Raw genomic sequence first — 12,052 nt, forward strand, 5'->3', positions numbered from 1 at the left:
TTAAGACGGGGCTGCTTTTGCGTTGGCTAACGCGTTGTACTTTAATTTTTTAACTCTTAACTCATCACTCTTAACTCATCACTCCCAACTCCTGGTGGCTGGTGATTTTGGAGAAGTAGACGTCTTCCAGGTCGGCTTCGACGGGTTCAAAACCGAGTTGCGGACTGTCGCTGTAAATGTGAATCTGGGTTCTTCCGCCCTTGAGTTGCGTCGAAATGACCTGGTGATTGGCCTTGTAATTGTCCAGTTCGGGTTTTTCGATGATTTTGCGCCAGATTTTTCCCTGAATGGCGGCCACGAGGTCAGCGGGGTGCCCCTGGGCGATGACGTTGCCGAGGCTGATGATGGCCATGTCGGAGCAGAGGTTGGTGACGTCTTCCACGATGTGGGTGGAGAGAATGACGACGGTATTTTCACCGATTTCCGACAGCAGGTTGTGGAAACGGTTGCGCTCGGCGGGGTCCAGACCGGCGGTGGGTTCATCGACAATAATCAGGCTGGGGTTGCCAATCAGGGCCTGGGCAATGCCAAACCGCTGTTTCATCCCGCCCGAAAACGTGCCTAAATTTTTCTTTTTGACGTGCGCCAGATTCACTTTTTCGAGCAGCGCATCGACGATCAGTTTGCGTTCCCGGCTGTTGCTGATGCCCTTCAGGCTGGCAATGTGGTCGAGCATGGTTTCGGCCGACACTTTCGGATACACGCCAAATTCCTGCGGCAGATACCCCAGCACCCGCCGGATGCTGTCTTTCTGGCGAATCACATCGATGGTACCCAGGGGGGTGTCTTCCAGCAGAATCTGGCCGCTGTCGGCTTCCTGCAAAGTGGCGATGGTGCGCATCAGCGAAGACTTGCCCGCGCCATTCGGCCCCAACAGCCCAAACATGCCCTGCGGGATGGTCAAGGTGACATCGTGCAGGGCTTTGACCCCATTTGAATAGGTCTTATTCAAATCCTGAATCGTAAGTTTCATTCCGGAAAAATTTTAGGTTATGTCGTTGAAAACCGGGTCGGTGGATAGGCTTTTCGAGTAGGCAGTAAGTATATCAAATATTCGGCATTTTTCTGCCTGGGGTACCAAATCTTTCTACGCACTTTTTTGGTGAAATTACGTGTTTTGAGGCTTCAATAACCGAAATGATAGAAGTTTAAAAATGAACCAATTTATGATGATTTTATAATTATTCTGACAAAATAGGTTTGATTTTTAAGTAACAAGTAGGAATAATTATAAAAAGAATATAAATCTACTTTCATTCGGAAATCATTTTGGAAATTTTGATTATTTTTGAAATAACGAAATTGGATTTGGCTTTATTCGGAAATAATAAAATCTCATCGTAGTTTAGTACAAAAACTTACCAACTCTACGAAATCATGGATCACCCCATCACCCGCAGGAATTTGTTACGCACCGGTGCGCTGCTTACCGCCGGATTATCCCTGAGCCGGACCGCACTGGGTCGGGAGGTATGGAACCCGGTTGCTGCCAATGCCCTGCATGAACAAACCCTCATCAATGAGTTTGCTCAACTGGGCCGGGAAATGCCGAAACTGAAGGCCCGCATTGCGTTCAACGAAAACCCGCACGGGATTTCCTCAATAGCCAAAGAAGCCATTCTGAAGGCCGTCGAAACCAGCAACCGGTATGCCATGTTCGAAGGTCAGGAATTGAAACAACTGATTGCCGCACGCGAAGGGGTTAAACCCGAAAATATCATGCTCTCGGCCGGGTCGTCGGAATTGTTGACGGCAATGGCGGTTTATTTTACCGGCAGCGCGGCCAAAGGCGCGGGCGGAACCATCCTGACCAGCCAGTTTACCTATGACGATTTTCTGGGATGCGCCAAGAAGTTCGGTGCCAAAATCGAAGCCGTTCCGCTGACAAAAGAATACCGCTACGACCTGGCGACTATGAAGGCTAAAATCACGCCGGATACGAAGCTGGTCTACATTTGCAATCCCAACAATCCGACCGGCACGGTGGTTCCGGCGGCCGAACTGGTGGCTTTCTGCAAGGAGGTTTCGCCGAAACTTCCGGTCTTCATCGACGAAGCCTACATCGACTTTCTGAAACCCGAAGACCGCCCGGCCCTGCCGAAGCTCGTAGCCGAGGGGCACAACGTATTCCTGACCCGGACGTTCTCCAAAATCCACGGTTTTGCCGGTTTGCGGTTGGGCTACGCCATCGGTCCCGAAAAATTCCTGACCGAACTTCAGAACTATTCCCGGGGCGAATGGAACCCGAGCGTTACTACCCTGAAAGCCGGCATTGCCAGCTACCAGGACCTGGAATGGCAGAACTTCTGCCGCACTGAAAATGACAAAGCCCGCGAATTGCTCTATAAAGGCCTGAAAGAGAAGGGCTACGAGTACGTTCCCTCGTACGCCAACTTCGTGTTGTTCCCGATTCGGATGAAAACCAAAACCTTCGAAAAGGAGATGTTTGGCAACGGCATTCTGACCTCAACCCGCGAACACAACGCCCAGCCCTACTGCCGCGTCAGCATCGGCACGGTCGACGAAATGGGGATGTTTATGGATGTCTTTAAGAAAATTGCCTGATAGAGTTAAGAGTTAAAAGTTAAAAATTAAAAGTAGGCCGCCCTGCGCGGTTGGCTGACGCGTTTGACTGCCGGTCAGTTTTTTTAACTCTTAACTTTTAATTCTTAACTTTTAACTGATTCAGAATGACCCGACGTAATTTTATTGAATCAACCGGAGCTACGTATGCCACCTTGCTGGCCTGGGGACTGCTGAAACCGGCCCCCGCCGAAGCGTTTGATTTACCGGCCAATGGCCTGAAAGACGGAAAAGCCCGCAAAGTGGTAATTCTGGGCGCGGGTTTGGCCGGTATGACCGCAGCCTACGAACTCGGCAAACTGGGCTACGACTGCACGGTGCTCGAAGCCCGCAGCCGCTCCGGTGGCCGGGTCTGGACGGTGCGCGGAGGAACGAAGGAAACAGAAATTGGCGGAGCTGAACAGGTTTGCAAGTTCGTTGACGGTCAGTACTTTAACGGCGGAGCAGCCCGGATTCCCCACAATCATCAACTGACGTTGCAGTATTGCCGTGAACTGGGTGTGCCGCTTGAGATTTTCAATGGCTCCAACGAGTCGGCCTGGCTCTACAACGAGGGCGGAACGGGCGCGCTGGCCAACAAACGGATGCGCATCCGGGAATACCACAGTGACCTGCGGGGCTACACGAGTGAGTTGCTGGCGAAAGCCCTGGATCAATCGTCGCTCGACCAGCAGTTGACCAAAGAAGACGTTGAAAAGCTGATCGACTTTCTGAAAAATGAAGGGGATTTGAATACCGGCAAGCTCTACAAAGGCACCAATCGCCGGGGCTACAAAACGATGCCCGGTGCGGGGTCTATGCCCGGTGATCTCGAAGACCCGTATGGCCTGACGGAATACCTGCGTTCGGGCTACATGCAACCGGTTTTTTACAACAACGGCGACTACACGTTCGAACAGCATTCGACGCTGTTGCAACCCGTGGGCGGTATGGATGCCATTCCGAAGGCATTGGAAAAAAAGCTGGCCGGAAAAATCCAGTTCAACGCGCCGGTGAAAGAGTTGCGAAAAACGGAAAATGGCGTTCGGGTGGTTTATCAGAAAGATGGCAAACCCACCGAGTTAACGGCGGAATTCTGCGTCTGTACGCTGCCGCTGCCCATTCTGAAAAAGATTGAGTCCGATCTGTCACCGATGGTCAAACGGTCGGCGGATTTTATTCCCTACATGAAAACCGGCAAAATCGGCCTGCAATTCAAACGGCGGTTTTGGGAGGAAGACGATGCGATCTACGGCGGAATTTCCCGTACCAACATGGATATCAACCAGATCTGGTATCCATCGTTCGGTCTGATGGGCAAGAAAGGCGTCTTGATCGGGTATTATAATTTCTATACCCGGGCGGGTGCCGTGGGGGATATGCCGCTGGCCGCCCGCGAAAAAATGGCGCTGGAGCAGGGTTATAAACTTCATCCGCAATACCCGCAGGAGTTTGAAAACTCGTTTTCCCTGGCGTGGCAGAAAATCCCGTACAACGAAGGTGGCTGGGCGTTGTATGACGATGCTGTCCGGCAAAAATACTATCCGTCGCTGCTCGAACCGGATGGAAACATCTACTTTGCCGGAGAACACACCACGTATCTGACGGCCTGGATGGCGGGAGCGTTCACCTCCGCCCGACGCGTGGTCGATTCGCTGCACGCCCGCGTTGGTGAGTACACGAAGAAATAATTTGATGCCCCTAAATCCCCTGAAGGACGGTCGGCCGCTGCATCCGAAGAATTCCGCGTCCAAGTCTCCTTCAGGGAATTTAGGGGCATGGATGTAAGACCGGGTTACCTGAGAAAATAAGAAATATCGAATATTAAATCTCGACTATTGAATAACGATCTACCATGAAAACTAACCTACTCCGTACAGGTCTGCTTGTCTGTTGTGTGATTATCGCGCAACTGGTTTCTTCTCACGTTTGGGCGCAAACTGCTTCCATGTCGCTGGATCAACTGAAAGCCGTTAAAGCCATTAAAATTGGTAATCTGGAAAAAGATACCTATTTCAAATCCGGTGATTTCATTCTGGATCGCTACGAAGAACGCCCCGCCTACGTCTTCAATTACAGCGACGGGATTCCCCGGAAAATCTATCTGTACAAAGTTTTCACGGCTGCGGATACCAAGGAACTCGGTTTGCTGGCGATCTATGAAAATGGAAAAACCAAAGAAACCAAGCCGTTCGTGATTCCCGGTGCCAGCGCCGACCGCAAGGCCTGGGATGCCTACATCGACGATCTGAAGTATGTGGGCGAAAAAGAAGCCGGACTGATGTCGGCACTCGGTTTTGTGCTTTCCCGCGAAATGGCCCTGCTGATGGGTGGTGGCGGTGCGAAGGAAGAAGGCGGTGACAAGAAAAAGGAAGAATACAATTTCTGCTTCCCCGCCGACGCCGTGGTGACCCTGGCCGACCGCCAGACAAAAGTTATTCAGGACGTGAAAGCCGGTGATGAAGTGCTGGCTTACGACGCCAAAACCCGCCTGCTGGTTCCGTCAAGGGTGCAGGAAGTGACCATCCACGCAAAACCCAATCTGTCCATCGCCGGGGTTTGGATGACGCCGGTTCAGGATCTTTCGGCCAGCAACACGGCTGCATTGACCAAGCCGGTTTTGCTGGAAGCCACTGCCAACCACCCTGTTCAAACTGCAACCGGTACGAAAAAACTGGGTGACCTGCGCAACGGCGATGTGCTGTACCGCTTCGATGGTGCTACCCAAACCGTGTCGGCCTGGAAAGTGGCCGCCGTTCAGCATACGGTTCGCACGGTTGACAAAGTCTACAACCTGACGACGGACAAAGGAAGCTACCTCATCAATGACGTCGTGGTTCTGGATAAATAAAGGTCAGGGTCGTTTGGCCAGAAAGCGCGAAAGCTGACTACGCTACTTCGATGACAACCTTGCCCCTGGCCCGTCCGCTTTCCACGTAATCCAGGGCTTCATTGGCCTCATTAAACGGAAATACCTTGTCCATCACCGGGCGTATGATCTGATCATCGATCAGCCTGGTGATTTTGGCGAGCTGGTTTCCATCGGCTCGCATAAACAGGAATGAATAGGTCACGCCGAGGGCTTTTGCTTTGCGTTTGGTGGTGTAACTCAGAAAGAACATCACCATGTTCAGTAGCCAGTTCAGGCCGATTTCTCTGGCAAATTCAGGATCGGGCGGGCCGGCGATGGAAATGAGTTTGCCGCCGGGCCGCAGCACCCGCAGTGATTTCTCCAGTGTGGCGGCATCCTGGCTGTTGAGCACCAAATCATACTGGCTGAGGATGCTTTCGAAATCCTGGGTTTTGTAGTCGATTATTACATCGGCCCCCAGGCTCTTTACGAGTTCAAGGTTGGCTGCGCTGGTGGTGGTGGCTACGGTTGCGCCCAGGTGTTTGGCCAGTTGGATCGCAAAAGTGCCCACTCCGCCCGAACCGGCCTGAATGAACACCTTTTGACCTTTTTTGAGGTTGCCTTTTTCAACCAGGGCCTGCCAGGCCGTCAAGCCCACCAGCGGAATCGACGCAGCCTCTTCCATCGACAGTGAGGTGGGCATAATGGCGACGTCGGCTTCGTCAATGGCGATGAATTCGGCAAACGTACCAATGCGGTAATCGGCGGGGCGGGCGTAGATTTTGTCACCAACCTTGATTTTTTTCACCTTCACACCCACTTCGACAACCACACCTGCCACGTCATGGCCCATGATGAGTGGTAATTTGTAGGGGAGCATGGCTTTGAACTCACCCGCTTTGATTTTGGAATCCAGCAAATTGACGCCGGCGGCATGGATTTTAACCAGTACGTCATTTTCCCGCAGTTTCGGCTCCGGCATCTCACCGAAACGCATGGGTTCTTTTTTGTTATATCGATCAATGAAAAAAGCTTTCATGCTGTAGTAGGTTTTAGTTTTGAAATGAGACGGTTTCTGGTTTACAGTTAGTTCTGATTCGTTTTAGACTTTTTGGTCTATTTCGTGGCAAATTTTTTTAGGAAGCATACCGCTCCAGTTCTGCTTTCAACCTTTTGATAAGACCGATCATCGGCTGAGCGGTATTCATTGCCCTGCACATGACAACCCCGCCTTCGACAGCGGCAACCATATGGAAAGCATAACCAACCGGATCAAGTTTAGTCGAAAATTCCCCATTCTCAATACCCTGTTTCAGGACAGCAACCGCCAACTCCTGCCCCCTGGTGATAACATTTGCAACCTTGTTTTTAATAATCGGGTGCGTATCATCCGATTCTACGGCCATGTTGAAAATGGGGCAACCCCCACGGATGTACGTATTGAGGGGATCGCTGTACAAGTCAAGAAAAGCGAAGATTTTGGCCTTGGCGGTATCAGCCTGCCCAATCGTAGCCAAAATTTTTTCCGTCATTTTTGAGAGCAGCAGGTCAATGACCTGAACTGAAAGGTCTTCCTTGTTCTCAAAATGGCCATACAAACACCCTTTGGCTACTTTGGTGGCTGCAAGCACGTCGTCAATGTGAACACCGGCGACCCCTCGTTCATTGAACAGTGGCGCTGCGGTTTCCAGAATAAATTGCTTGGTTCGTTCCGCTTTCGTAAGCATGATGCAAAAATAGACTTTTTGGTCTATTTTTGCATCATGCTGGTGTTGATTGATTTATTTACCATCATTACATCCCCCAAACCGTCATTCCGCCATCTACCGCAATCGTCTGGCCGGTGATGTAACCCGCTGCGGGCAGGCACAGAAAGGCGACGGTGGCGGCTACTTCTTCTACTTTTCCGATGCGCCCCATCGGCGTCCGTTTCAGAATGCCTGCCAGTTTTTCGGGATTGTCCAGCACCGGTGCCGCCAGGGGCGTGTAGATGTACCAAGGCGCGACCACATTGGTTCGAATGCCGTCCGTGGCCCACTCGACGGCCAGGTTTTTCGCCAGTTGGTGCAGTGCCGCTTTGGTCATGCCGTAAATGGAACCACTGCTGGTGTGCGTTAGTCCCGATACCGACGAAACAAACACAATGCTGCCTTTTCCCGACGACTTCAACAGCGGATAAACTGCCTTACAGAGTTCGTAGCCCGCCCGCAGGTTGGTGTTCAATAGAAGATCGAATTCGTCTGTTGAATACTCTGTAGTGGGTTTTCGAATGTTCGTGCCGGCATTGTTGATCAAAATATCCAGACGGCCCCAGCGGTTTTGGACGGTTTCGGCCACGTGCTGCACCGCCCCCGGCTGGCTGATGTCGGCGGCCATGCCATCGACTGAAAAACCGCTTTGCCGGTATTCAGCCAGTTTTTGCTGCAATACATCATTGTCGCGGGCCACGATAAACACCTCCGCGCCCAGTTCCAGCAGTTGATTTACAATCGCTTCACCAATGCCTTTGGTGCCACCGGTCACCAGGGCGCGGGAGCCGGTAAGTTTCCAGAAAGAATTCATATTGCGTGTTTGATTACAGGTTGGTAGTCGTCCCTCTCCGTTTGCAAGAAAAGGAACCTTCGCCGGTTTTCCAGAGATGGGAAGATTTCTTTTCCAGGGTTTATTGGAATGGATTGAGAATCATCAATGCAAAATGATAAACGCTAAATGTAAAAGTGACTGATTGCGGAATACATTTGCATTTGGCGTTTATCATTTTGCATTTATGATTGATTCCCTTCCATGAAAAACTACTCGACCCTTGCTCTGTTTGTCCTCGTCAGCCTTTCCGGTTTGGGCCTGGTGTTGCGCCCGGCCCATCAGACGCCCGAATCGCCCAATATACTCTGGATCACCTGCGAGGATATGTCGCCCCACCTCGGCGCGTTCGGCGAACGGGTGGTGAAAACGCCCAATCTCGATCGGTTGGCGGCCGAAGGAGTCCGGTATTCGCGCGTCTATTCCACCGCCGGGGTGTGTGCGCCCAGCCGGTCGGCTCTCATCACGGGCATGTACCAGACCTCGATCGGAACACAGCACATGCGAACGCTCCAGGCCGATCCATTTCCCCACAAATCGTCGCCGGTCAAATCGTATTCCGCCGTGCTGCCCGAGGAGGTGCGTTGCTTCCCCGAGTATTTGCGGAAAGCGGGGTATTATACCACAAACAATGAAAAGCTGGATTACCAGTTTGTGCCGCCCGTGACGGTTTGGGATGAGAGCAGCCGGAAAGCCCACTGGCGAAACCGCCCGGTCGATAAACCTTTCTTTTCAATTTTCAATCTGGTGATCACGCACGAGTCGCAGATCTGGGCGCGGGACAAGGAAACGCTGCTGGTTCGGCCGGAAGACGTAACCGTACCGGTCTATTATCCCGATACCAAAACCGTTCGGCACGACATCGCCCGGCATTTGTCCAACGTCATGCGCATGGATTCCATCGTGGGAACGATCCTGCAGCAGCTTAAGGAGGACGGACTCTACGATAACACCATCATCTTCTTTTATTCCGACCACGGCGACGGTCTGCCTTTCGTGAAACGGGAGGTGTATGACCGGGGACTGCGCGTGCCGATGATTGTCCGGATTCCGGAAAAATTTCGCGTAAAGGGTTCCAAACCGGCCGGAAGCACCGATGACCAGCTCATTAGCTTTGTCGATCTGGCACCAACGGTTCTTTCCCTGGCGAATATTTCTCTACCGGACTACTTGCAGGGACAGGCGTTTTTAGGACCGAAAAAAGCCGCAACACCCCGGAAATACATTTTTGCGGGTCGCGATCGCATGGATACCGAACTCGACCGGGTGCGGGCCGTGGGCGATGGCCGGTACAAGTACTACCGCAACTTCATGCCCGAAAAACCGCATTACCAGAACATCAACTACCGGCTGGGCATTCCGATGATGAAGGAATTGCTGCAGTTGCAGGAGGAAGGGAAACTGAATGCGACGCAGCAACTGTGGTTTCGGAAAACGAAACCGGAGGAAGAATTGTGCGATACCCGGACTGATCCGAACGAGTTTACCAATCTGGCCGCCCAGCCCGCCCACCAGGCCAAACTGCGGGAGTTGCGTGCACAGATGGATGCCTGGCAGAAAAAGGTGGGCGACAAAGGGGCCATGTCTGAAGCGGAAATGCTGAAACAAATGTGGAACGGAAATTCTGAACCGTCCAAAACCGCTGATCCTGAGCTGGTGAAGTCGGGAAATACCGTCGCCTTTCACTGCGCCACGCCGGGGGCTTCAATCGGGTATGTGCTGAAACGGGGTGCTGACCAGCCCAACGTCTGGCAGGTTTATGCCGGAAAACCGATCCCTGTTCAACCGGGCGACTCGCTGCGGGTGGTGGCCCACCGGATTGGCTATTTGCCGAGCCGGGAAGTGAAATTATAAACGGGCGGTCTATTCCGACGTGATTTTAATCACGGATCGAGTGTTGCGATTTTCATGAAGTGACCGGTTTTTTTTATGCCCCGTCAGGGGCCCAACAGCGCGGTTCATTGATGAAAACCCGATTGGATTTTTCCCGTGGGCCATCGCTGAAACCGGGGCAAAACGATTTGAAAATATATTTTGCACAATCTTGAGTATTAGTTGAATTTTATCACCTATTAACCACCAGTCGTATCCTTCGACCGCGTACGTGCTCTGACTGCCTATTCTGAATCCGGTAAATCGTAAGGACCATGCTGAAACCCGATATCCATGACAAACGTCAAAATGCCTGGGAGAAAACCGACGAAACGCTGCTGTGGCAGCAATTCCGGGAAGGGCCGCAGGAGGCTTTTCAGGCGTTGGTGCAGCATTTTTACCGGGAACTCCACTTTTACGGTGGCCGGTTTACCCGTGACTCCGACTTGCTGAAAGACTGTATGCAGGATCTGTTTCTGGATTTGTGGACCTACCGGGCCAAAATCGTGCAAACGCAATACATCCGGCCGTATCTCTACAAATCGCTCCGGCGTAAAATCCACCGGGAAATGATGCGCCATGCGTCGGTCACCGGCGATGACGGTTTTGTGTTCGACGACCTCAGTTCGGAAGAAATTACGGCGGAACAGGCTTTGATCCGGACGGAATTGTCGGACTACCAGACGGCCCGGCTGAACGCCTTGCTGGAACAACTTTCGGATCGCCAGCGGGAAGCGATTCACCTGAAATTTTACGGCGAGCTGTCGAACGAGGAGATTGCCGATATTCTGGCCGTGAACAAGCAGTCGGTTGCGAACCTACTTCACCGGGGTTTGCGCCGACTGCGGGAAAGCTGGCCCTCGCTGCTGTCGTTGATCGGATATTGGTTGCTGGAGTCTGGACATAAATAAACCGGACGCCCTGAGTATGACGCGCCAAAGCCTTCCTATTAACGACCGAAGCCCTTCCACAACACCACGATGAAAGCGTATCAACACTATACCGTCGAAGATTTCCTGCTGGATGCCCGGTTTCTGGCCTGGGTAAAACACGGCCAGCCCGAAGCCCGGCGGTTCTGGGAACAGTGGCAACGGGACAACCCGCAGCAGCGCGCGACGCTGCTGCTGGCGAAAGACATGGCCGAAGCGCTGAAAAACCGCCCGCATACCCTGGCTCCCGAACAGGAACAGCTGGAGGTGGAGCGCATCGTCAAGCTAGCCCGTTATTCCCCGGAACAGTCGCGCTGGCAGACGGTTCAACGGTCATTGAGCACCCGGTTTTGGCAGACAGCGGCTGCGGTCGTCCTGCTGGTGGGGATAGGTTGGGGGGTGTTTCAGTGGCAGGACAAGATAACGCCCGAGTCAGAAACCGTAGCCTTTACCGATTTGGAAAAACCGTCGGATGCGCAGTGGATCAACCAGGTCAATGGCACGTCGCAACCCGTCCGACTGACGCTGCCTGATGGCAGCCGGATGACCTTGATGCCCAACAGCGAAGCGCGGTACCCCCGCACGTTCGACGCCGGTCAGCGCGAAATCCAACTGAAAGGGGAGGCCACGTTTGCCGTGGTTCACGAAGGAAAACGACCGTTTCTGGTCTACAGCGGCCCGCTGGTAACCCGCGTACTGGGAACCCGGTTTCGGGTACAGGCCCGAACGGGTGACAAACAGATGAAAGTGTCGGTGCTGTCGGGCAAGGTGTCGGTGATGGACCGGCGCGACTGGATGGCGTCCCGGCGACCGGACAAACGAGAAGTGCCGGGTGTTGTATTGACTGCCAATCAACAGGTTACGTACGATGCCAGCCAGAATCATTACCAGAAAGAACTCGTCACACAACCTGCCTTAATAGCTCCTGCGGAAAACCGGGAAAGTTTTAGTTTTGAGGATACTCACGCATCCGAAGTGTTTGAGCGACTGAAAAAAGCCTACGGTGTCGAAATTATCTATGATCCTACGGTTCTTCGGAACTGCACCCTGACGGCGTCGATGGCGGGCGTACCGCTCCACGATCAACTCCGGCTGCTGTGTGCTTCCATCGGTGCCTCCTACGAGGTGGTCGATGCCCGGATCATTGTTTCCAGCCGGGGCTGTCCGTAAATCTTCCAAAAAAAAGCCCGCTATGGTGCGAACATAGCGGGTGGAATTGACCGATCCGGCGGCACTTTCGGGCCACCGCGGACCGGTG

The 12,052-nt window shown here is 52.8% G+C and carries 10 protein-coding genes; 6 read left to right on the forward strand and 4 right to left on the reverse strand.

All coding sequences use genetic code 11. The features are described from left to right. Positions 1–70: 70 nt before the first annotated feature. Positions 71–973 carry an ABC transporter ATP-binding protein gene (locus ACS5NO_RS07120; RefSeq protein ID WP_150881129.1) on the reverse strand — a complete coding sequence of 301 codons (903 nt, stop codon included), beginning with the start codon at positions 971–973 and terminating at the stop codon, positions 71–73. A gap of 404 nt (positions 974–1,377) precedes the next feature. On the opposite strand from ACS5NO_RS07120, the gene ACS5NO_RS07125 reads away from it, so the two are divergent. The 3 genes from ACS5NO_RS07125 to ACS5NO_RS07135 all read left to right on the forward strand — a co-directional run bounded on the left by ACS5NO_RS07125 (position 1,378) and on the right by ACS5NO_RS07135 (position 5,413). Further along, positions 1,378–2,565: a pyridoxal phosphate-dependent aminotransferase gene (locus ACS5NO_RS07125; RefSeq protein WP_439414485.1), complete on the forward strand. Its 1,188-nt coding sequence runs from the start codon at positions 1,378–1,380 to the stop codon at positions 2,563–2,565. Between the two features lie 125 nt (positions 2,566–2,690). Further along, positions 2,691–4,253 (forward strand): flavin monoamine oxidase family protein, encoded by a 1,563-nt coding sequence (locus ACS5NO_RS07130; RefSeq protein ID WP_439414486.1) that lies wholly within the window; start codon positions 2,691–2,693, stop codon positions 4,251–4,253. Positions 4,254–4,417: 164 nt separating this feature from the next. After that, on the forward strand, positions 4,418–5,413 hold the full coding sequence (locus ACS5NO_RS07135; RefSeq protein ID WP_439414487.1) for a Hint domain-containing protein: 996 nt from the start codon (positions 4,418–4,420) through the stop codon (positions 5,411–5,413). A 37-nt stretch (positions 5,414–5,450) separates the two neighbouring features. Here ACS5NO_RS07135 and ACS5NO_RS07140 read toward each other — a convergent pair whose 3' ends face one another. The 3 genes from ACS5NO_RS07140 to ACS5NO_RS07150 form a co-directional block, all read right to left on the reverse strand. Further along, positions 5,451–6,452 carry an NADP-dependent oxidoreductase gene (locus ACS5NO_RS07140; protein ID WP_439414488.1) on the reverse strand — a complete coding sequence of 334 codons (1,002 nt, stop codon included), beginning with the start codon at positions 6,450–6,452 and terminating at the stop codon, positions 5,451–5,453. A 97-nt stretch (positions 6,453–6,549) separates the two neighbouring features. Beyond that, complete coding sequence (locus ACS5NO_RS07145; RefSeq protein ID WP_439414489.1) at positions 6,550–7,140, reverse strand: TetR/AcrR family transcriptional regulator; 591 nt, start codon at positions 7,138–7,140, stop codon at positions 6,550–6,552. Between the two features lie 67 nt (positions 7,141–7,207). Next, positions 7,208–7,975 carry an SDR family oxidoreductase gene (locus ACS5NO_RS07150; protein ID WP_439414490.1) on the reverse strand — a complete coding sequence of 256 codons (768 nt, stop codon included), beginning with the start codon at positions 7,973–7,975 and terminating at the stop codon, positions 7,208–7,210. Between the two features lie 222 nt (positions 7,976–8,197). Between ACS5NO_RS07150 and ACS5NO_RS07155 the strand changes: the two genes are divergently transcribed. The 3 genes from ACS5NO_RS07155 (at position 8,198) to ACS5NO_RS07165 (ending at position 11,964) form a co-directional block, all read left to right on the forward strand. Further along, positions 8,198–9,847, forward strand: a complete 1,650-nt coding sequence (locus tag ACS5NO_RS07155) for a sulfatase family protein (RefSeq protein ID WP_439414491.1) — start codon at positions 8,198–8,200, stop codon at positions 9,845–9,847. Positions 9,848–10,140: 293 nt separating this feature from the next. Beyond that, positions 10,141–10,776 carry an RNA polymerase sigma factor gene (locus ACS5NO_RS07160; protein ID WP_150881137.1) on the forward strand — a complete coding sequence of 212 codons (636 nt, stop codon included), beginning with the start codon at positions 10,141–10,143 and terminating at the stop codon, positions 10,774–10,776. A 69-nt stretch (positions 10,777–10,845) separates the two neighbouring features. Then, the gene (locus tag ACS5NO_RS07165; protein ID WP_439414492.1) at positions 10,846–11,964 is read left to right on the forward strand and encodes a FecR family protein; all 1,119 of its coding nucleotides are present in this window, start codon (positions 10,846–10,848) and stop codon (positions 11,962–11,964) included. The last annotated feature ends 88 nt before the right edge of the window (positions 11,965–12,052 follow it).

The organism is Larkinella fluvii (assembly GCF_051857545.1).
Lineage (GTDB): Bacteria > Bacteroidota > Bacteroidia > Cytophagales > Spirosomataceae > Larkinella.